The organism is Paenibacillus sinensis, assembly GCF_019904155.1.
In the GTDB taxonomy this organism is placed as follows: Bacteria; Bacillota; Bacilli; order Paenibacillales; family Paenibacillaceae; genus Paenibacillus_AQ; species Paenibacillus_AQ sinensis.
In genome coordinates, this window is the sequence record NZ_JAHCMB010000227.1 from 1 (window position 1) to 21,135 (window position 21,135).

Below are 21,135 nucleotides of genomic sequence, written 5' to 3' on the forward strand. Positions count from 1 at the left end.
TTTTGCTAACTTTTTGCGTTTTCTAGAATGAAGAAGAACTGTCTCTGACTTTGAAAATCTACTTATGGGACAGCTCCTTCTGAAAGTCGAAGGTCTCAATTCAGATTTGCCAAAATTACCAGCATCCGCCTATAGGCGCTATCCCAGGTCAATTGAGTGTCACGTTCAGTTTTTTTGCCCAGCGATCATTATCTATCTCATATAACTGGGTCAAACCTTGATATGTCACTTCCACACGCAAGTTTTCCTTCTTCAACAAGGTCACTTTCCCTGATGCCTCCACCTGTCCAGCCTCGGGATTCAGCACCTTATATGAGGCTTCGGAGGATACAGAATAATCCATTCCATTATCCATAGTGACTACCGGATTGAGGCGGAGAGACGATTCTCCCATCCATGAAATTGACAAATAGTCGCTAACTTCCAGCTTGACCGCTTGACCGGGCGCCTTCCCGGCGAACATGATAAGCGGACTATGTACTCGTCTGGACCAGGAATTCTCGTCATGCACACCAATAGGATCCATCTGAAAAAATAAATCCTGTCCATATGTAAATCCCTTCGACAGAAGTAAATCTACCAGTGGATCAATTGCCGTCTCTTCCTTGGCGCCCATGTCCAGCCAAATCTTCACATCCGGCTTCCCGGTTTCTTGCGCCCACTCTTCATACGCTTGTCCGTTAGCTACCCATGTGGAGGCGGACATCGCACCGATCATCGAAAAAGTCTCGGGATGGTGATAGCCCATCCAGAACGCCTGCACTCCGCCAAATGACGATCCTATAATCATACGGTGGTCCCTGTCCGGGATCGTTCTGTAGGTTGAATCCGCAAAAGGAATAACGGTTTCAAGAAAAAAGCGGGTAAATTTCTCCGCCCCGGTTCCATCCGTAGGAATAGAATCATTAGGGAAAGGGACATATTCCTTCCCCCGGTCTGAGTCTTCGGCTGCATCGACTGCAATTACAATAACCTTCTCCATCTTGCCGTCGTTAACAAGCTGGTCCACCGTCTTGTCAACCTTCCACTCTTTATTGAAAGAACTGGTGCCGGTGTTGAATACATTCCGCCCGTCATTCATATACACTACCGGATAACGGTCTTCGCTGGTTTCATAACCAGGCGGCAGGTAAACAAAGATTCGCCGTTCCCCAAGCTTCTCAATGCTTACTGTACCTTCGTTCTCAACAGGAGCAGCATCTTCCTTCAGGGTTGGCGAAGGCTGGACAGCGGTTGGCTCCTGTTGTTCAAAACAACCCGTAAGCGCTAACATTAATAATGTGGCAAGTCCCAAGCAACTAAACCTATAAATCCAGTTTTTGACCATCTGATTCCCTCCACTTCATAATTCAAACGTTTGCATCAAATTACAGGGTCTTCTACTTCATAGCCTCCGCATCTATGATCCTGCTTCTCGTCCCGTAACTGATAACACTATTATAGCGGGAGTATGAACAGAGGAAAACTATTCCATGCGATAATCTTGGCATACGTAGTATTGTCACCTTCTTCTGTCGATCTTTTTGGAATGACCAGAATAGCTTCCAGCATGCGATCTATTATTTACATTGATCAATACATAAGTTACAATCATGCCCATCTACCGAAGGGAGAACAATTTCTATGAATATAGCCGTCAAGCTGATGCGCAAATTCAAAGACCGAGATAACCAGAATATGCTGAAAGTCTATCAGGACAAAACGAAGCTTATCAGGAAGCGGAATTTGGAAGCCTGGGACGATGAGCAGCTTCAAGCGGAATCCCTCCGGCTGCGACAGGAAGCACAATCGGGTACGCCTTTGGATGAGCTGCTTGTCGATGCTTATGCGTTAGTCTGCGAGGCCGCAAAGAGAAAACTCGGATTACAGCCTTACGATGTCCAGATCATGGCTGCCATCGCTCTGCACGAGAGATATTTGATCGAACAGCATACCGGTGAAGGAAAAACACTCTCTGCAGTTATGCCTGCTTATCTGAACGCGCTGACCGGCGAAGGCGTTCATGTGCTCACTTTTAACGATTATTTGGCCAAGCGGGATGCGGAGTGGATGGGCCCGGTTTACCGATTTCTCGGGTTAACGGTGAGCACGGTTCAAGCGGGTATGAGCCTATCCGAGAAGCGGGAAGCATACGCCAAGGATATCACCTATGTTACGGCTAAAGAATCAGGATTCGATTATTTGCGCGACACGATCGCACTAAGCGAAGCCGATACCGTGCATCGCCCCTTCCACTACGTCATCGTCGACGAAGCCGATTCACTCCTTCTCGACGAAGCGCGGGTGCCGCTGGTCATCAGCGGTGAGTCGGGCTCTTCCAAGAGCGACGGTTTTCTTTTCGCAGACGTGGCTAGGCAGCTACAGCAAGACGAGCATTACGACTTCGACGAGTTCCAGCGGAACGTGTACTTAAATGAAGCAGGCGCAGCAAAAGCGGAATCGCTGCTGGGATGCGGCAATTTGTACGATAGCCATAACACTCACTTGCTGACGTCATTAAATTGCGCGCTGCATGCGGAATCGTTATTAAAGAAAGACATCGATTACATCGTCCGTGACGGCAAAATCGAGCTGATCGAAGAATATACCGGCCGCGTGGCGGAGAACCGGTATTTGCCGGACGGGCTGCAAGCCGCGCTTGTAGCCAAAGAAGGGCTGCAGTCCTCGGGCGGCGGAAAAATTCTCGGAACCATTACCCTTCAACATTTCATCAGCCTGTATCCGGGAATTTGCGGGATGACAGCTACCGCGCATGCTTCTGCAATGGAATTCGAGAGTATTTATTCTCTGCAGGTCGTGCGAATCCCGCCGAACCGGCTTAACATCCGGGTCGATCATCCGCACCGGATTTATACCCATCAAGCGGCCAAGCTTAAGGCACTTGTACAAGAAATCTCGTCTGTTCATAGAACGGGACGCCCCATTCTTATTGGTACTTCAAGCGTCGAGGAGTCCGACATGCTGGCAGAGGCGCTGGCAGCTGCTGACGTACCCTGTCATGTTCTGAATGCGAAAAACGACGCAGAAGAAGCACAAATTATCGCCAAAGCTGGAGAAATCGGCGCCGTGACTGTCTCTACGAATATGGCGGGACGCGGCGTCGATATTCGGCTCGGCGGCGGCGACCCCGCGCAAGCGGAAGCTGTCGCCAAGCTGGGCGGGTTGTATGTGATTGGCACGCATGTGAACGAAAGCGTGCGGATCGACGACCAGCTGCGCGGGCGTTCCGGCCGCCAAGGCGATCCGGGAGCTTCCGTATTTTACGTAAGCCTGGAGGACGATCTGCTGCTTCGCTTCGGCATCCATAAAGCGGTTCGCGCTCCCAGGCAGGATGAAGCCCTGGAAGAGCCGGTGCTCCGCAGCAAAATCGAGCATATTCAGCGCGTTATTATGGGCCAGAACTTCGAGATCACACAGGAACTGAACGGTTATTCGGATATGGTGGAGGATCAGAGACGAATTCTATACGAGGAACGGCTCGGAATTTTAAAAGGCGCGCAACCGATGAGCCCTGCGGAGCAGCGGGTACGGCTTTTTTACATCGACGAGTTCTGGGCTGACCATTTGGCATACGTCTCTTACCTTCGCGAAGGCATCCACTTGGAGAGTCTTGCCAGCCGCAATCCGATCGACGAATTTCATGCGCACATCACCAATGCATACGACCAAATTCCGGCTAAAGTAAATAATGAGTCGGCGAATATGCTTGCAAGGCTCGGAGGCTCAAATGATCCGGCGAAGTGGGAAAGTTTCGGTCTGAAGAGTCCTTCTTCCACCCGGACTTATATTATCAGCGATCAATACCTCCAGAATAAGCGCAGTTCATGGACCGGAACGACCGTATTTGCTTATTGGCTTCGCAAGATTGCAAGGCCGATATTCAAGTGGTCAGAATATTGATGCAGCGTATTGGTAATAGATCGATATGTCCTGGACTATCGGAGGTTCCCGTTAAGCGGGAGCCTCTTTTATTGAAATGTTACGGAGTCCAGAATCTGATCCGTCTCAGCCTTTGACTCATCATCTATGTACGAAACAATGAAGCAGAGTGCATACTCACCAATTATTGTGCTGTAAAATTCTTGTGTTGTTACAAATCCATTCCCATAATCAACGGTCGCTTTCAAGAGGTCCATATCTTTTCCTCCGATATTTTTCGCTGAGATGTCATCGTATTCATACTGATACTCAGACTTGCCCATCGACCTGATCAGAGCCTCCAGATAGTCCGTTCCATTTTTAATACTTTGAAACATACTTACTTTCTCAGCATAAGCGATAAGCGAAGGTCCGGTTTCATCTGCGTCTAACGGAAACTTTGACACGACCAACAGGTTAAGCGTCTTAGCCTGCAACATTTTGATAATTTTTTCCTTGTCTTCATTATCCTTTGCGCCAAAATTAAAATGCTCCGCACCTTCATCCACTAGCTCATTCATCTGGTCAGCGTCCTGATAGGTCCAATCTGTCGGAAAGTGCAAGGATACACCGAAATAATCATTCGTATATGAACCACTTTCAGTCACACCCAAGCTAAGCTCTTTCTCTTTCCTTGCGCATGCTGTAGTCATCAACAGGATTAACAGCAACACCATTGATAGTAATCCAACTTTTTTCTTCATAAATACCCCCTGATGCATTTCAGCAAGATTTGGGATGATTCTCTATATTTATCGGAAATTCTAAGAAATACTTAGATATATATTTATCTAACAATAACCTTGGACAAATTGGCACCCAAGCCTTTAAGCGAAGCATAGGTCAACTTATCCATGACAGCGCCGTCGATGGTTTTGATAGGACAAAGTAAAGCCGGAAATGAACGAGACATTTTGGAGTATCGCGCCCTTAAACGAAACTTCGTTCAGCGCCGACTTGTCAAAATTGACGCTGATGAAGGTCTGCACGTCAAAACGCTGCCCTCGCAGATCACATAGCTTAACATCTATGAATTTCGCTCCGTTCAGCCCCGACTTGCTGATGTTGGTACGTACAAGGATGGACTTATGGAAGCTCGAATCCGTGAGGTCATTGGTAGATAGGCTGCAGTCAGTCAGATTGGCATGGTCAAAAATGGCTTCCCGCATATCGCTGCTCGTAAATGAGCTGCCCGTCAGGTCAGCACCCGCAAAGTCGGAGCCTCGTAACGCACTCGCTGCAAATTTGGCTTGATGCGCGATAACGCCCCCAAAGTCGCTCTTCGTCAGGTCGCTTGCGCTTAAATTGGTCACCACCTGCCGTTCCAGCGAGTGGGAGAGGTTAGCCACCTCTTGTACCGTTTGCTCAATGTCGCCGATGCTGTCAATGGTCATCTCGAAGGCCGTATCATCGTCCTTGCCTTCGGCTTTGAGTTCACGGAACCGCTCCTGCAAGTCGGAGAGCAGGTCTGACTTTAATTTGGTGACGCTCTTTACCCCATCATACGGTGCGAACACGCCGTTTAAATAGCCCCTCAATCTCTCAGTCATCGCCCAACCCTCCTTATAATTTCATATCGCTTTGCGGAATCGTAACGGCAACACTATAATAATAACGATAGGTCCCACAGGACCAGCTATTCCCAACACGAAGGAGGCAGTTTCGTAATGCAACTGATTTATCACGGCCATTCCACCATCCAGCTTATCACCAATGGACAATCACTGATCGTCGATCCATTCCTGAGCGGAAACCAGCTTGCAACTGTCAAACCCGAGGAAATCAAGACGGATGCGATCCTGCTGACTCATGCGCATGCCGATCATATTCTGGATGCCGGGCCTATTTCCAAGGCTAACGATGCGCCTGTCATCGCGAACCCCGAATTAGCCACTTATCTGTCCTGGAATGGCATTAAAGCAGTGGGCATGAATATCGGCGGCACGTATGACCTGGGATTTGCGACCGCCAAAATGGTCCATGCGTTTCATAGCTCCGGCATCATCGTCGAAGAACAACAGAGCATTCTATACGGTGGCATGCCGGCCGGGTATATTATCACTGCGGAGGGGCTGACCGTGCTGCATGCCGGAGATACCGGCCTGTTCGGCGACATGAAGATGATCGGGGAACGGCATTCGATCGATGTCGCATTCATTCCGATCGGGGATCATTTCACGATGGGACCTGAGGACGCCTTACAAGCAGCCGCATGGTATAACGCCAAGCTCGTTGTGCCGATTCATTACGACACCTTCCCTCCGATCAGGCAGGATGCCAATCAATTTGTTGCGCAATTGGAAGCGAGCGGCTTACAGGGCAAGGTGCTTAAGCCCGGAGAGAGTCTTTCATTCTGAGAAGAAGCAGAACGCGCACTTGCCTCTAGACAGACAGGAAAGGCCGACGGTCCCTCTACAAAGAGCGGCTGTCGGCTTTTTTTGGGGGATGGCCGGTCACCACTTTCGGGCAACGCCCCGATTCCGCAAGTCCATTCCTCCTTCCTCTTACCCTGAACAAGCTGTGAATACGGCATCGATCTTTGCCCGAAGATATGTAACCGGCTATTCTTTTTAAAATGAGCTGTAAACCCTCCTTTTTCTCATTGTACAAACTCGTATTCGGACGTATAATAAATTCCATTGATTCCATTAAAAGTTATTTTGATGCATCAAAATCTCTCAAGAGAGGATGAAAGAGATGTCAAATGTACTTTTTTTGAGTGTGCCTGCTCACGGTCATGTCAATCCGACGCTGGGACTGGTTCATGAATTGACCAAAAGGGGGGAACGAGTAACCTACTTTTGTGCTGAAGAATTCAGGGAAAAGATCGAGCGGTCCGGAGCGGAATTTATCAGCTTCACCAATTTGCCCGATTCCGCGAAAGGCAATAGTCCACGACCCGAAGGCAATCAGGCCAACATGCTGTTCGACCGGATCGACAGTATTCTGAAACAAAGCGACAGCATGATCTCCGATGTGCTGGATCAGATCAAGGGGCGGACCTTCGACTACGTCGTATACAGCTCCATGTATCCGCTTGGCAATATAATCGCCCAAGTTCTAAAGCTGCCATCCATCGCTTCATTCGCCGTGTTCGCCACTCTTAAAGAGCTAATGGAGAAAGAGGATTCCATCAACCCCGACGATATCCTCAATCATCCCGTCCAGGCAACGTTCAAACAAGCGCGCGAAAATATCAAACGCCAATACAATGCCGAGCTGCCTGAGGATATCATGGATCTGTTCTTTATGAAGGGCGATTTGAATATTGCCTATACCTCCGAATACTTTGTGTCTCACGCGGAGTATTACGATGACAGTTTTATTTTTATCGGACCGCCGATCTATGACCGCAAAGAAAATCTGGAATTTCCTTTTGAACGTCTGAAAGGCAGAAAGGTGATTTACATTTCACTCGGAACTGTATTTAACACCGACTTGAAGCTGTACGAGATATTTTTCAAAAGCTTCGGAGACACCGACGCCGTAGTGGTCCTGTCGGCTTACAAAGTCGATCTGTCCAGCCTTGCGATTCCGGATAATTTTATCGTCCGCAGCTTCATACCGCAGTCCGAAATTTTGCAATACACCAATGTCGCCATCACACATGCCGGAATGAACAGTACAAGCGACCTACTGTATGCCCAGGTGCCATTTGTCGCCATTCCGATCAGCGCGGATCAGCCTTACATGGCGGGCAGAGCCGCAGAGCTTGGAGCCGCTATCGCGCTCGACAAAGATACAGTGACCCCCGAGTTGTTAAAAGACGCTGTCGATAAGGTGACAAGTGACCCCAGCTATGCGGACAATCTTAAGAAAATCAGCGATTCGTTCAAAGCGGCCGGCGGTTATCCCAAGGCGGCGGATGCCATTTTCAAACTTGTAGAAAAACAGTATCAGAAATGATCATCATGTAGGTAATCGCCTTTATATACAAAAAACCGCGGGGATGGCAGCTTGCTTCAAAGCTTCCGCCCTGCGGCTCAGATCATGCATCAAGGTCAAATCATAACTATAATCCGCTTGTCATTTACTCGAATATTTACTCAGCACATATTGCTTGAACCTCTCCGCCGCAGGCGGAAGAAAACGTCCCTCCATCCAGGCGATTCCGATTTCCCTTCGGCATGATTGATCTTCGATGGATAGCCAGCTTATCTCCTCTTGATCCAGCCCGATATATTGAGGCAGCACCGCTACCCCAAGCCCCGATGCGACCAGTCCGGCGAGCGTGTGGACATCCTCTCCCTCGAACACGGTAGGCGGCGATATGCCGGCTTCTTCCAGCAGATGATCGGTAATGATGCGCAGTCCGTAGCCCGTTTTGAACGAGATCATCGGTTCAGCTCCGATTTCTTTCAAAGACACCCGTGAACGGTTTCCAAGCCGGTGACCGGCGGGAACTGCAAGGAATAATTCCTCCGACCACAGATGCGCCCAGCTAAAGCGCAGGCTGGTGTCCTGCGGTGAAGCCAGGCATAAGTCAATGTCGCCGCTATTCAACATCTCCAGCAGATGATGTGTGGCGCTCTGATGAAGCTGAAAGCGTGTGTGGGGATATACTCTGCGAAAGCTGCCGATCATCTCCGGGATATGATGAATGCCGAGCGTATGCAGAAACCCGAGCGAGATTTCTCCCTGTCCGGGGTTCAGCAGATCGTCAATCTCACGCCTCGCGTTCCGGTACTCCTCCAGTATGACCTGCGCATGCTGCAGAAAAATACGGCCATACCGGTTAAGCCGGATTGAACGCCCTTCTCTCTCAAACAGCGGAACCCCCAGTTCCGTCTCAAGTCTGGCGATGGAACGGCTTAAGGCCGGCTGCGAAATATTCAACGCCTCCGCAGCATGCGTCATATGCTGTAAGCGTGCGGTTGACTCAAAATACTCAAGCTGCTGCCACTCCAACCTGCGTTCTCCCTCCTCGAAAACCCATTACATAGAGTATATGAAAATGATGTAATTAATGCATTTTACATCTTGCTTTTTTCTATTTTATACTTGCTATGGCACTTTTGAAAAGAACTAAACAGATAAAGATGATGAATGGGAGAGAACCAGTATGAGCACTATCGAAATCGGGAGTTCTGCGCATCGCAGAACTTCGGCAAGCATGCTGATGGGCAGTATTGTTGTATTTGCCGTGTTGTACAGCCCGCAGCCGCTGATCCGTCTTTTTTCAACCGAGTATCACATTACACCGGCGGAAGCCGGCTCCTCCATCTCCTTGGCCACCATTGGTCTGGCAATCGGACTGATTCTGATTTCGGCCTTGTCCGGCGCATGGGATAGAAAAAAATTGATGAGCATATCGTTAATTTTGACTTCGATCCTCACCATTATTTCTGCGTTCGTCCATTCCTTCCCGGTGTTCCTGGCCGTGCGTTTTATGGAAGGAATCTGTATTTCGGGCTTTCCCTCTATAGCAATGGCTTACATAAATGAAGAATTTCGTCCAGCGGATATCGGCGCCGTCATGGGCAGCTATATTGCGGGGACTTCAATTGGCGGATTTGTCGGGCGGATCGTAATCGGAGCATTGACGGACCTGTTTCGCTGGCAGATTGCGATGATGATCCTGGGAGCGGTAAGCTTGCTGTTCAGCTTTTTGTTCTGGACCTATCTTCCGGAATCCCGGCACTTTACACCATCCAAGCTTTCCTGGAATCGCTGGGGTACAGGAATGCTCGCGAACCTGCATCAGAAGCGGTTGTTTCTTCTTTTTCTTACCGGGTTCCTGTTTATGGGCGTATATATTATGATTCTGGATTATATCGGTTACCCGCTCACAAGCAGCCCTTACAATCTAAGCCAGACGCTATTCGGCTTCCTGTTCGTCGTCAATCTGGTGGGGACATGGAGCTCCATGTGGTTCGGCAAGCTGGCAGACCGACATCCCCGCTCGCATGTCATTGCCGTGGCGATTACGATTTTTGCAATGGGAGCCCTTCTTACGCTCGTACCTAATCTTGCTGTCAAAATACTGGGTGTCGCTCTCGTCGCATTCGGCTTTTTCGCGGGGCATTCCGTTGCAAGCGGATGGGTCGGACTGATTGCAGCCTCCGAGCATAAAGCGAAGGCGTCCTCCCTCTATCTTCTGTTCTATTACGGAGGGTCCAGCCTGATCGGCTGGTCCGGCGGGCTGTTCCTCCGTAGCTACGGCTGGAATGGCATGATCGGCCTTGCCGTTCTGCTCCTTGCCGCAGCCGCGCTGTTCACTTCAATTGTCGGCAGTACCGCTCCTCTGCGGCATGCCCAGGCCAAGTAGGAACTGAAGATCAACTTCAATGGATTCGTCTTTTCTTGACCGAGGAACGGAGTAACCGTCCTTAAACTACTCAAGGATTCTGTGAAATCCGGTTTTATTTAGCAAAAAGACGTCAGTATCCCGATCGAGCGGGAAGACTGACGTCTTTTATAGTGAGCTTCTACTAATTAAGGACGGTCGAGATATGCGTCCGCTTCCGCGAGAGTTTCGCAGTATTCAACACTGTCTTTAAACATGCGCCGCCATTGCATCTTATAAACAGGATTATTCGTAACATAAGCCCATTTCTTCGTAGTCGTTAAACCTTTGTTAAGTGCAAGCTCCATGGTCGGAGCCAGCTTCTGTGACACCTCTTGCGAAAGCACTGAGGACTCCGTCACGTCCGTACAGCCGGTGAAACCTGGTTTTGTTTGTTTGAGCACTTCTGTAAAATCTTTGATGTACTGATCCGCATTGCTTTCGTCGATTTTCTGCACAGTTACAATGATTCTGTTCTTCGCCGGATTGTAGTTGATCGTATAAGACATGGTTTTTTCCCCTTTATGTATAAAAAAGTAGTGAACAATTTCCTGACCTCTGTTATGTCACTCTATCGAACACCTAACAATAACACACGTGTGCGAAACCAAGCATGTTTATAACTGCCTCAATAAATTGGGTTCAGTTCCAGAAGGTTACAGGCTGTTCCGTAAACAGCCTACCACCATTCGACAATTTTTTCAACATTTTCACAATAACTTCACTAGTTCTTTCGACCCTTGTAGAACTGTCAAGATCGTCTTAATTACCCAATCCATGAGCTGTCAGCAGTAAAGGCTTGGCTGTTCAAGCAACACTCCAAGGCTGCCCGTTTCCCGGCAGCCTGTGTGTTAATTGCTATTTTATTTAGCCGATTTAGCCAGGAATTCATCGATCTGGCGTTGAACCTCGGCGATGATTTTATCAATCCCGGCAGCCTTCACCTGCTTCTGCAGTTCTGCCAATCCCTTGTCAACATCCTTCATCATTCCGTACTCCAGCGGAATGCCATAGCGGAGCATCACGTTGCCGACATTCGCAACCTCTGTCTTCACCTTGCTGTTATCGAACACAAAGGTTTCCAGCGGATAATGGTACACCTCACCCTCCCATTTGTCTGTCAGAGCGTTGGCCTCATCTGGGAAGGAAGCGTTATCACGATTCAGCGGCGAGTTGAAGCCCCAGTTGGAGAATCCGGTGAAGTTGGCGTTCTTCGCCGCGTTCGTGTACTTGTCGTCCCCGACCGGATTGTAATGCGTACCGGAGATGCCGTTCATAATCAGGTCATGCAATTCCTTGTCGTTCTGGAGCAGGTCGATCATCATCAGCGCCCGCTCAGGATTTTTGGAGGTCGCATGGATGGCGATCCCGTTCTGGGTGGCAACGGCTACCGACTTCTTCTTGTCTGGTGTAACGTCGGCCAGCGCCAATTCATATGGCGAATTCTTCTCCCGCATATCGGTCATGAGCGAGCCAAGCGTACCGAGATTATGCGTGATCGACGCCGTCTTGCCCTCCCGGAACTCCTGCTGGTGATCCAGCTTGCTGTTCAGCGAGCTCTTCGACCAGGCGTTATTGTCGGCAAGATCCTTATAGTAATAGACCAGGTCCTTGAATTCCGGCGTTTCGTATACGTTGAACACTTTGCCTGTAGCGTCGTCCAGCTTAAAGGCTACGGGCAGATCAAAGTCGAGCATATTCCATTCGTTCTGCTGCTTCAGCAGCACACGGTCCAGATTGTGGAACTTCCAGTCGCCAGTCTCAGGTGTGAACGGCATGACACCCTTCTCTTTCTCAGCGATCGTCTTGAGATAGTTCGCATATGCTTCCGGACTGGTAATCTCCGGCAGGTTATATTTCTTCCGAAGATCCTCCCGGTACAAAATCAGCTTCTCAACCGTTTCTCCCCGGTTCTGCGGCACCATGTAGAGCTTGCCATCCACCTTCGCCTGATCCCAGCTCACCTGTGGCATTGCCTTCCAGGTCAACGGCGCATACTTCTGCAGCATGTCATCGGTCAGCTCCAGGAAGCCGCCTTTGAGCGCCTGATCGTTGTAGCCTGCCCAGTTCGCGGCGTAGATCAGGTCAAAATCTTCATTGGCCGCGAGTTTAAGCGGATACTTCTGCGCCCAGTCCGACCAATCCAGGAACTCGCCTTCCACGGTCGCATTGATCTTCTCTTTCAGCTTCTTGTTGATCTCTCCAAATACCGAATCGTAATCGACTGGCTTCGGCCCCACGAAGATCATCTTCAGCGTGACCGGCTGTGAGGTATCTGCCTTGCCGGAATCTCCAGCTGCCTGCGTACCGCTTGCTGCCGTCTGCGTCGCAGCTGCCGAACTCTGCGGTTCCCCCCCGGCATTGTTGTTGCCGTTTCCACCGCATGCACTGAGCATCGACAGCATCAGAACACCGGACAGCAGTGTCAACCCTCTTTTATTCATTTGAACTCCCCCATCACCTGAATGTAATCGCTTACATGCATAGTATAAAGAAAATCACTCTCTCTGCGGGATAGAGGCGGACAACGATTATGCATACTTTTGCAACGACTTTTCACAATGTTTGCCCGCGGTTGGGGTCTCTCAACTGAAAACATACCTCCTTACCTCGGACCGAGCCACACTGGCCATGATTTAGTACCAGGAGATCGATCATGAAAACATATACTCTTCACATACTTGTCCCACAGAATTGCCGGATTTGGTTGTTAATCTAAGTACAAATCCAACCGAGAGGTGATATTGAAATGAACAAATGGACCAAACAAGCGGCAGCACTTCTGACCGCCATCAGCGTATTGGGAGCAGGAACGAGCGCATTTGCCGCAGCGCCGGTCAAATCGGCCGCTCCGGTAGTCAAAGCGGTAGCCCCGCTCAAGACGACAGTCAAGACAACTGTCGCAGCGCCGGTTGTTAAAAAAGAAGCCAAGGCTTCGGTTAAGAAAGTGGCTGTCAAGAAGGTTACGGTTAAGAAAGCTGCCGTGAAAAAAGTTCAGGTCAAAAAGGCGGCGGTTAAAAAGGCAACTAAGGCTTCAGTTAAAAAAACTGCGGCCCCCGCAATCAAGAAAACAACCAAGCCAACCGTTAAGGCAGCTGTAAAGACTTCAACCAAAGGAAAGGCCGTCATTAAAGCCCCTGCCAAAAAGACGGCTGCTGTGACCAAAAAATAATAAAGCCTTTCCTAATCGAATCTGTAAACTTGACGGGAGATCCAATGGACTCCCGTCTCTTCTTCTCTTATAGTAGGTTTAGAAGTGTGAGAGGCCGGAGGCGTTCGCATATGGCCGTTCGCAGATTGTCTGAGGAGAGAAGCCGAATGAGCAAGATCGTAGTCGTGGACGACGACCCATTTATTTTACAGTTGTTATCGGAGTACTTGCGCAAGGAGGGCTACGAGGTTGCTTCCTTTTCAAACGGGCAAGGTCTGGTCCAGCATATTCGTCAAGCCACTCCGGATTGTCTGATCCTAGATATTATGATGCCGGGGATTGACGGACTCCATCTGCTGACCGAACTGAGATCCTTCACGGAAATGCCGATTATCATGATCTCGGCCCGTGGAGAGGAAGACGACCGGATACATGGTCTGGAGCTCGGCTGCAGCGACTTTCTGAGCAAGCCTTTCAATCCGCGGGAACTGGTGGGCAGAGTGAAATCGATGCTGAGGCTTACCATGGCTGGCGCAGCCAAGAACACTGTCGATACCGAAGCTCCGGGCAAAGTATGGACAGCGGGCAATGTCAGGATCGAAGTTGAATTCCGGAGAGTGGTGATCGAAAAAGCAGAAGTGGCGCTTACCTCCCGGGAGTTTGAACTGCTGCTCTTTCTCGTCGCGCATCTGGAGCGTCCGTTCGAGCGGGAGCAATTGATCCGGCAAGTATGGAACTATGATTTCATGGGTGATGTCCGGGTTGTCGACGATCTGGTCAAACGTATACGCCGCAAGCTGTCCGATTATAGCGCGTCCCTGCTGATTGACACGGTTTGGGGTTTCGGCTACAAGGCTTCGGTTAGACAGGCATAGCATGAAAACGATACGCAGCAAGCTCCTGCTCTCCATGTCCGCCGCAATGCTGATCTCCATCGGCATTACCCTTGTTCTGTTCATTCATCTCATAGACGGACTGATCGTCAATCAGGCCAAAAGCCAGCTTCACGGCCAGGTGCCCAAGGCCCTCAGAACGCTGGACAACGGGGATTTAAGCGATTTGGACCGGACAAACTTCAAATTCGTCGTGCGCGGCGTCATGCTCGATGCGGATTATATGGTATTGGACGATCAGCGGCGGGTGATCGCCGCAAGCGATTCTGACGAGGAGGGAACCGTGTTTATGGGAAGGTCTCATAATGGCGAAGGGGTTGTGACGCTCCACGGTACGCGCGTGCTGTATTCCCAGGCCCGGCTGAAAGGCCTTCCCTACTCGATCCTGATTTATTCCCCTCTTTCATCTATCAGGGCACTGTCCGGTTCCATTCTAAAAGTGACGCTGATATCCATCATAGCGAGTTTTGCCATCATTTTATGCATTGCGCTGCTTACCATCTCCCGGATTGTCAAACCGCTGAACCGGCTGAAAGAAACCGTCAGCCGTTATGAGCCGCATCACCCCCTCCAGGGACCTTTTCCGGAAGAGGACCGAAGCGAAATCGGCGAACTAAGCCGCAACTTTCATTTGATGGCCGACCGGATCGCGCATCATTCCCGGCATCAGCGTGAGTTCCTGCAGAATGTCTCCCATGAGCTGAAGACGCCGCTTATGTCCATTAACGGATATGTATTTGCAATCAGGGATGGTGTTGTGACACAGGATGAGGGACTCAAGATCATCACCTCGCAATCCCGGAGGCTTGTTGACATGGTGGACAAACTGCTGACCCTGTCGCGTCTGGAGTCCATGGAAGAGAGCTGGCCCTTAGAAGAGCTGGAAATTGGGGAAATGGTCCGGGAAGCACTTGATCTAATGCGCCCGGCGGCAGCCGAAAGTTCGGTCTCCATCGAACTGGCTGGAAGCGGCTTTCAAGTCAGGACAGCCGGCGAACAGTTATTCCGCGTCCTGCTCAATTTGCTTCAGAATGCCGTTCGGCATACAAATAGCATCATTCGGGTTACCATGGAGCAGGAGGGTGAATACTGGGCTTTTCATGTAGACGACGACGGACCGGGCATTGCCGAGGATAAGCGGAACGAGGTGTTCGGACGCTTTGTCACGGGAGCCAACGGCGTCACCGGTCTGGGCCTTGCCATCAGCAGGCAGATCGCGATCCGGCTCGGGGCTGAACTGTCCTATTCGGAGTCGCCGCTTGGCGGAGCAAGGTTCAGTTTCATTTGCCGGAACAACTAGAATTGTTGCCATTTAAAACCAAGATGCCTGAAGGAACTTGCCCTCCGGGGGTAGAAAGAAATAGCGGAGACTATTTAAAGAGGTGATTGTAGTTGGATTCATGGTCATTCCCCCTTGGTCCTTTCAAGCCTGAGGATTGCCCGACCCCGGACACCCGAGCCGCATGTATAGCGGATATCGCCGCTCTTCCCGGCGACCTGCGGGCTTCGCTGGCTAGCTTAACGGACGAGCGGCTGCTGGTCCCCTACCGGCCCGGCGGCTGGACAGTCAAGCAAGTTGTCCATCATATGTCTGACAATGATATGAACGCATACATCCGGTTCAAACGAGGTCTGACCGAGGAATCCCCGGTCGCCGGTTCTTACAGACAGGATGTATGGGCGGAGCTTGCCGACTACCGCGACACCAGGATCGACACTTCGCTGCTGCTGATCGAAGCGCTGCATGAACGGTTTGTGATCCTGCTCCGCTCCCTGGCTCCAGCCGATTTTGCCCGGACAGTTACAAGCCCTGCCCACGGAGAAATGACGCTGGATATCGCCATGCAGCGTTATTCCTGGCATAACCGCCATCATCTCGCCCAGATTCAATCCCTGAATGTACGGATGGGCTGGAACGACAAGTAACAGATGATAGAGTCCGCCCGGATGACGTGTCATCGGCAAAATCCGGCCGGACTTTATTTTTTGAAAAATTGAAATAAATTGATCCGCACTGCATCAGTTTTCTCGATATAATGATAATGATTATCATTCGCGATTTTCATTTTCATAGAGAGGATGCTGATTATGCCCCCGATGTCTCCCCTTCTCCCGCCGGATGCGGGAAGATGGACGCTCCATCTGCACAGCGCCGAGCTTCTGCGGGTTAAAGCGTCCACCCATATGACCCAGCTTATGTCTTTTCATCTTACACTCATCGTTCTCCTTGAAGGCCGCTGTCTGCTGACCAGGGAGACAAAAACTACACTGATGGCCGAAGAGTCCGTTTATGTCTGTTCGCCTGGCTGTACATATGAATTGACGGCAAAAGGGGACTCTCCCCTCGTGGCGGTCATCCAGTTGTCACTGTATGCGCCGAACGGGGATGAGCGCGGATTGACAGCAGCAGACTCTACCTCCCTATATCAGCGATTGGCCGAGACAGCCGTCCTGCCGCCTGGAGCAGCCTCTGGCCGCTGCCGTGCGATTTGCGCCCATTTTCGCTCACCCGATCTCTTCCTTGCACTGCGCGCGCAGGCCGACGCACTGGAGCTGCTGCTGGAAGTCGCCGCCTCGCCGTATAAGAACGGACCGGACGGACTTGAACAAGCCAGAAGGCAGCTTGAGGAGCATCCCGAAGAACCGCTGTCGACCGAGAAGCTGGCCGAGGCGGCCGGACTCAGCCCCCGCCATTTTACCGAGTTATTCAAGCAATCTTACGGCAAGAGTCCGCTTGAGTACATCACCCGGGTCCGCTTGGAAAAAGCAAAGAAGCTGATGCTCTCCTCCGGACGGAGGCTTAAGGATATTGCGCACGAAGTCGGCTACGAGGACGAATTCTATTTCAGCCGGGTGTTCAAAAAGGAATACGGGTTCTCCCCTTCACATTATATAAGCCGACGTAAGCGTATTATCGCGGCGTACGGATTGGCCGACACGCTCGGTTACTTGCTGCCGCTCGACCTGCTGCCGCACACCGCTCCGATGCATCCCAAATGGACCGGGTATTATTTGACCCGCTACGGCGCCGACATCCCCTATCATCAGGAGTATGGCCTGGCGGAGCATAACCGCGAGCTCAGATTGTCTCAGCTTGCCGAGAGCAAGCCCGAGCTGATTGTCTGTCCGCCCGGTATCAGCCGTGAGGAATTCGAACGCATGTCCGCCATTGCCTCTGTCTTTACGCTTCCGTCCGAATCGCCCGGCTCATGGAGGACTGGCCTTCATCAGCTTGCCATGCGGATGGGAATGGAGAAGGAAGCTGAAGCCTGGATGACCCGGTTCGACCGGGAGACTGCAATCGTCCGCCGGAAGCTTACAAGCTCCGGTAAAGCGCCGTCCATTCTGTTCGTCCGCATGGCCGGTTGCGGACTCTATGGGCTCGGCACGCCGGGCATCCTCGATTTCGTATATCGCGAGCTCGGAATCGCAAGACCGGAGAGCGCTCCGCCGGATGCCCATCCGGACATGCCCGTAAATCTTCAGGCCTTCGATGCAGAAGATGTGGATCAGATCTGCCTGCTGATCCGGCAGGATTCCATAACGCTGGAGTATTGGCGGAAGCTTACCCGTTCGGCGCGCTGGCACTCGCTCTCCGCCGTGAAGGAGGGCCGCGTTCACCTGCTGTCATCCAGTCCTTGGAGAGAGTATTCGCCGATCGGGCTTGAACGCATCCGCGAGCAGCTGGAGGCGGACTTCGCGGAAAATAATCCATGCCGAATCCGCGATTTATCTATGGAGAAAGATCGGAACCAGTCCTATCCTATTAATTGAGAACAATTCTCACTAGATTATAGGGAGGTCAATCAAGGTTATGAGAAAAGTATTTACCGGATTATTCCTGGCCGCGGTGGTCGCTGTCTTGGCAGCCTGCGGCAACTCCAACTCCAATGTAGGGAACTCGGCTTCAGGCGGAGGAAGCCCCGCTCCGACGCTCCAAACGGCAGCCGCTACCGCTTCACCAACCGCAGCGCCGAGCGAAGCTGCGACAGCGGAGACGAAGACGATCAAGTATTTGGATAAAGAATATACGGTTCCCGCTTCCGCCGAACGTATCGTCATCACAGGCGCATTGGAAGCCATGGAAGATTCCATCCTCCTCGATATTCATCCGGTGGGAGCCATCGCTGTCTCAGGCAAATTCCCCGAGATGTTCTCCTCCATCACGGACAAGGCTGAATCAATCGGTGAGAAGACGGAGCCGAACTTCGAGAAGATCCTGTCCCTGAAGCCCGATGTCATTCTGGGATCGACCAAATTCGATCCGGCGGTCCTGGAGAAGCTTGAACAGATCGCTCCGACCATCCCATACTCCCATGTCTCTACGAATTGGGATGCTAACTTGACCCTGCTCGGTGAACTCACAGGCAAACAGGAGCAGGCTGCGAAGCTGATCGACCAATACAAAACAGATCTTGCTGCTGCCAAAGAGTCGGCGGTCACCGGATTGAAAGATAAAAAGGTATTGCTGGTTCGTATCCGCGAAGGCTCCATTTTCATTTACGGCAAAGACCTGTATTTCAATCCTTCGTTGTACACCGATCTCGGCCTTACGCTTCCGGATGCCATCGCCGCCGCCAAGAAGCAGGAGCAGCTCTCGATTGAACAGTTCGCCCAGATCAATCCCGATGTTGTGTTTATCCAGTTCTCCGAGGACGAGAACGCCAAGGCAACCGGAGCGCTTGACGAGCTGCAGAAGAACCCGATCTTCCAAAGCGTATCGGCCGCCAAGAACGGCAAGGTCTTTGTGAATGTTGTCGATCCTCTGGCGCAGGGAGGAACGGCCTACAGCAAGATCCAGTTCCTGAAAGCCTTCCTGACTGCTGTGGAATCCTGATTCGCCATGGAACTTGGCATTCGCTCCAACAGGCTGCCGGCCGCTATCTTCGCGATAGCGCCGGCTGCTGCTGTATTGACGGTTGTCCTCTCCATTGTATACGGCGCAGCGGATATCAGCGCCGCCGAGGTCTGGCAGGCGGTGTTTGCCTTTAATCCGGACAATATCAACCATCAGATCATTATTCATTCCCGGCTGCCCCGGGCATGCGGTGCTCTGCTGGTCGGGGCCTGCCTCGCCGTCTCGGGAGCCGTCATGCAGGGCATTACCCGCAATGACCTCGCCTCCCCCTCCCTGTTGGGTGTATCGGACGGCTCGGTCTTTGCTGTAACCTTCTGCATGATTTATTTCCCTCAAATTTCCGGCGGCAGTCTCGTTCTGGTCTCCATGATCGGCTCCCTGCTTGGAGCACTGCTGGTCTTCGGCATTGCCCGACTAATACCGGGGGCCGAATCGCCGGTTACCCTGGCCATATTGGGGACGCTTATCGGCATGTTCCTGAACGGCGTATCGGACGCCGCCGCGATGTACTATCATATTCCGCAGCGCATCAGCTTCTGGTACAATGCGCGTCTCAACCAGATTGATCCCGAGCTTCTGCTGCTCTGCCTGCCGTTCGTGCTCGCTGGACTGGTTCTTGTTCTCCTGCTTGCCAGATCCGTATCGGCGTTATCGCTAGGCGAGGAAATCTCAACGGGTCTCGGTCAGCGGGTGCGGCTTGTCAAAGGTATCGCAATGATATCCGTTGCGCTGCTGACCGGGATTTCGGTAGCGATCGCGGGCAAAATCGCTTTTATCGGCCTCATCATCCCCCACATTGCGAAGAAGCTCGGAGGGACGGATTATCGTATAGCCATCCCGTTATCCGGTGTGCTTGGCGGATTGTTCCTGGCAGTCTGCGATTTGATTTCAAGACTGATCAATCAGCCTTTTGAAACGCCTGTCGGTGTTGTAACCGCAATGTTCGGCGTCCCGTTCTTTCTCTACTTGATCCGCCGCAAAGGGGGTGGCCGTCGTGGGTAGCCCTTCATCCCCGCGCTATTCAGTGGTTATCGCCGGGTGCAGTCTTTTCATTATACTGTTTATCCTGTTGGGCCTTACCATGGGCGAAATGGGCTTATCCCTGCGTGAGGTGCTGACATCGCTGCTGCGGCTCTCGGAGAACCGGGAGAATGATCTGGTAATCTTTCAATTCCGGCTCCCGCGGATTGCGCTTGGCGCTCTTCTTGGCTTCGGGCTCGGACTGGCCGGTTCGGCCGTTCAGAGTCTTACCCGCAACGGGCTGGCTGATCCCGGCATTCTCGGCATCAACGCAGGAGCCGGCATGTTCGTCGTTATTTTCATGCTTCTGTTGAAGGACTTGCTTCCTCCCTCGGGAACGGCCCAAGTGATGCTGATGCCGCTGTTTGGCATGACCGGGGGACTGCTGGCCTCCGCATTGATCTTCCTTCTGTCCCGTGACCGGGATGGGATTAATCCACAGAAGCTGTTGCTCGTCGGAATCGCCGTTTCCTCGGGGTTCTCCGCCGTGACTTTGTACGCCTCGCTCAAAATGAACCCGAATGATTTCGAACAAGCCGCAGCCTGGCTGTCCGGCAATCTGAATTCGGCCAACTGGCTGTTCGTGGCTTCCGTGCTTCCATGGATGGTGCTGCTGACACCGCTGCTACTGTCCAAGACGCGCACGTTAGACCTGTTCCGGATGGGCGAAGGCAGCGTCATCAGCCTGGGCATACCGGTTCGCCGGGAGCGCAGTCTGCTCCTGCTGGCAAGCGTCGGCCTCGTCTCATCCGGGGTCGCGGTCGCCGGAAGCATCGGCTTTGTAGGCTTAATCGCACCGCATATGGCGGTCCGGCTGACCGGGCTATCGCATCGCAGATCGCTTCCGGTCAGCGGCTTGCTGGGCGCGGCGCTCGTTCTGGCCGGGGATTTTATCGGAAGAACCATCTTCTCCCCGGCCCAGCTACCGGTCGGCATCGTGCTGTCTGTCATTGGCGCTCCCTACTTTGTCTGGCTGCTGGCATCAAGACGCCGGCGGACATAACTCAGC

17 protein-coding genes and 1 pseudogene are annotated in these 21,135 nt (G+C 51.7%); 12 read left to right on the plus strand and 6 right to left on the minus strand.

The window, feature by feature from the left end; genetic code table 11:
* Positions 1-148: 148 nt before the first annotated feature.
* Complete coding sequence (locus tag KIH86_RS27290; RefSeq protein WP_223082645.1) at positions 149-1,327, minus strand: alpha/beta hydrolase; 1,179 nt, start codon at positions 1,325-1,327, stop codon at positions 149-151.
* 296 nt (positions 1,328-1,623) lie between these two features.
* On the opposite strand from KIH86_RS27290, the gene KIH86_RS27295 reads away from it, so the two are divergent.
* Positions 1,624-3,900, plus strand: coding sequence for a preprotein translocase subunit SecA (locus tag KIH86_RS27295; protein WP_223082642.1), 2,277 nt, complete (start codon positions 1,624-1,626; stop codon positions 3,898-3,900).
* A 68-nt stretch (positions 3,901-3,968) separates the two neighbouring features.
* On the opposite strand, the gene KIH86_RS27300 is transcribed toward KIH86_RS27295, so the two are convergent.
* On the minus strand, positions 3,969-4,622 hold the full coding sequence (locus KIH86_RS27300; RefSeq protein ID WP_235775632.1) for a hypothetical protein: 654 nt from the start codon (positions 4,620-4,622) through the stop codon (positions 3,969-3,971).
* 83 nt (positions 4,623-4,705) lie between these two features.
* Positions 4,706-5,468 (minus strand): annotated as a pseudogene (locus tag KIH86_RS27305) (pentapeptide repeat-containing protein).
* A 117-nt stretch (positions 5,469-5,585) separates the two neighbouring features.
* On the opposite strand from KIH86_RS27305, the gene KIH86_RS27310 reads away from it, so the two are divergent.
* Both KIH86_RS27310 and KIH86_RS27315 read left to right on the plus strand, forming a co-directional pair.
* The gene (locus tag KIH86_RS27310; protein WP_223082638.1) at positions 5,586-6,275 is read left to right on the plus strand and encodes a metal-dependent hydrolase; all 690 of its coding nucleotides are present in this window, start codon (positions 5,586-5,588) and stop codon (positions 6,273-6,275) included.
* 340 nt (positions 6,276-6,615) lie between these two features.
* Positions 6,616-7,824, plus strand: coding sequence for a macrolide family glycosyltransferase (locus KIH86_RS27315; RefSeq protein WP_223082635.1), 1,209 nt, complete (start codon positions 6,616-6,618; stop codon positions 7,822-7,824).
* A 120-nt stretch (positions 7,825-7,944) separates the two neighbouring features.
* On the opposite strand, the gene KIH86_RS27320 is transcribed toward KIH86_RS27315, so the two are convergent.
* Complete coding sequence (locus KIH86_RS27320) at positions 7,945-8,826, minus strand: LysR family transcriptional regulator (RefSeq protein ID WP_223082633.1); 882 nt, start codon at positions 8,824-8,826, stop codon at positions 7,945-7,947.
* A 154-nt stretch (positions 8,827-8,980) separates the two neighbouring features.
* Here KIH86_RS27320 and KIH86_RS27325 point away from each other — a divergent pair, with 154 nt between their 5' ends.
* Positions 8,981-10,186 (plus strand): MFS transporter, encoded by a 1,206-nt coding sequence (locus tag KIH86_RS27325; protein ID WP_223082631.1) that lies wholly within the window; start codon positions 8,981-8,983, stop codon positions 10,184-10,186.
* A 167-nt stretch (positions 10,187-10,353) separates the two neighbouring features.
* On the opposite strand, the gene KIH86_RS27330 is transcribed toward KIH86_RS27325, so the two are convergent.
* The gene (locus KIH86_RS27330; protein WP_223082629.1) at positions 10,354-10,713 is read right to left on the minus strand and encodes a hypothetical protein; all 360 of its coding nucleotides are present in this window, start codon (positions 10,711-10,713) and stop codon (positions 10,354-10,356) included.
* A gap of 354 nt (positions 10,714-11,067) precedes the next feature.
* Positions 11,068-12,648: an ABC transporter substrate-binding protein gene (locus KIH86_RS27335; RefSeq protein ID WP_223082626.1), complete on the minus strand. Its 1,581-nt coding sequence runs from the start codon at positions 12,646-12,648 to the stop codon at positions 11,068-11,070.
* Between the two features lie 305 nt (positions 12,649-12,953).
* Here KIH86_RS27335 and KIH86_RS27340 point away from each other — a divergent pair, with 305 nt between their 5' ends.
* From KIH86_RS27340 to KIH86_RS27375, 8 genes are all read left to right on the plus strand, one after another.
* Positions 12,954-13,376, plus strand: a complete 423-nt coding sequence (locus KIH86_RS27340; RefSeq protein WP_223082622.1) for a hypothetical protein — start codon at positions 12,954-12,956, stop codon at positions 13,374-13,376.
* A gap of 146 nt (positions 13,377-13,522) precedes the next feature.
* On the plus strand, positions 13,523-14,230 hold the full coding sequence (locus KIH86_RS27345) for a response regulator transcription factor (protein ID WP_223082620.1): 708 nt from the start codon (positions 13,523-13,525) through the stop codon (positions 14,228-14,230).
* 1 nt (position 14,231) lies between these two features.
* Positions 14,232-15,548 carry a HAMP domain-containing sensor histidine kinase gene (locus KIH86_RS27350; RefSeq protein WP_223082617.1) on the plus strand — a complete coding sequence of 439 codons (1,317 nt, stop codon included), beginning with the start codon at positions 14,232-14,234 and terminating at the stop codon, positions 15,546-15,548.
* A gap of 92 nt (positions 15,549-15,640) precedes the next feature.
* Entirely contained in the window at positions 15,641-16,174 is a 534-nt protein-coding gene (locus KIH86_RS27355) for a YfiT family bacillithiol transferase (RefSeq protein ID WP_223082615.1), read from the plus strand.
* 171 nt (positions 16,175-16,345) lie between these two features.
* Positions 16,346-18,022 (plus strand): helix-turn-helix domain-containing protein, encoded by a 1,677-nt coding sequence (locus tag KIH86_RS27360; RefSeq protein ID WP_223110767.1) that lies wholly within the window; start codon positions 16,346-16,348, stop codon positions 18,020-18,022.
* Positions 18,023-18,062: 40 nt separating this feature from the next.
* Complete coding sequence (locus KIH86_RS27365) at positions 18,063-19,085, plus strand: ABC transporter substrate-binding protein (protein WP_223082611.1); 1,023 nt, start codon at positions 18,063-18,065, stop codon at positions 19,083-19,085.
* A gap of 6 nt (positions 19,086-19,091) precedes the next feature.
* Entirely contained in the window at positions 19,092-20,108 is a 1,017-nt protein-coding gene (locus tag KIH86_RS27370) for a FecCD family ABC transporter permease (protein WP_223082608.1), read from the plus strand.
* Positions 20,101-21,129: a FecCD family ABC transporter permease gene (locus KIH86_RS27375; protein WP_235775633.1), complete on the plus strand. Its 1,029-nt coding sequence runs from the start codon at positions 20,101-20,103 to the stop codon at positions 21,127-21,129. The genes KIH86_RS27370 and KIH86_RS27375 overlap by 8 nt, the downstream gene beginning before the upstream one ends.
* Positions 21,130-21,135: the final 6 nt, after the last annotated feature.

Coding starts and splice junctions, on each gene's coding strand:
- KIH86_RS27360 (WP_223110767.1), top strand. CDS start 16,346: ATGTCTCCCCTTCTCCCGCCGGATGCGGGAAGATGGACGCTCCATCTG.
- KIH86_RS27310 (WP_223082638.1), top strand. CDS start 5,586: ATGCAACTGATTTATCACGGCCATTCCACCATCCAGCTTATCACCAAT.
- KIH86_RS27335 (WP_223082626.1), bottom strand. CDS start 12,648: ATGAATAAAAGAGGGTTGACACTGCTGTCCGGTGTTCTGATGCTGTCG.
- KIH86_RS27345 (WP_223082620.1), top strand. CDS start 13,523: ATGAGCAAGATCGTAGTCGTGGACGACGACCCATTTATTTTACAGTTG.
- KIH86_RS27325 (WP_223082631.1), top strand. CDS start 8,981: ATGAGCACTATCGAAATCGGGAGTTCTGCGCATCGCAGAACTTCGGCA.
- KIH86_RS27315 (WP_223082635.1), top strand. CDS start 6,616: ATGTCAAATGTACTTTTTTTGAGTGTGCCTGCTCACGGTCATGTCAAT.
- KIH86_RS27350 (WP_223082617.1), top strand. CDS start 14,232: ATGAAAACGATACGCAGCAAGCTCCTGCTCTCCATGTCCGCCGCAATG.
- KIH86_RS27370 (WP_223082608.1), top strand. CDS start 19,092: ATGGAACTTGGCATTCGCTCCAACAGGCTGCCGGCCGCTATCTTCGCG.
- KIH86_RS27340 (WP_223082622.1), top strand. CDS start 12,954: ATGAACAAATGGACCAAACAAGCGGCAGCACTTCTGACCGCCATCAGC.
- KIH86_RS27290 (WP_223082645.1), bottom strand. CDS start 1,327: ATGGTCAAAAACTGGATTTATAGGTTTAGTTGCTTGGGACTTGCCACA.
- KIH86_RS27300 (WP_235775632.1), bottom strand. CDS start 4,622: ATGAAGAAAAAAGTTGGATTACTATCAATGGTGTTGCTGTTAATCCTG.
- KIH86_RS27365 (WP_223082611.1), top strand. CDS start 18,063: ATGAGAAAAGTATTTACCGGATTATTCCTGGCCGCGGTGGTCGCTGTC.
- KIH86_RS27295 (WP_223082642.1), top strand. CDS start 1,624: ATGAATATAGCCGTCAAGCTGATGCGCAAATTCAAAGACCGAGATAAC.
- KIH86_RS27330 (WP_223082629.1), bottom strand. CDS start 10,713: ATGTCTTATACGATCAACTACAATCCGGCGAAGAACAGAATCATTGTA.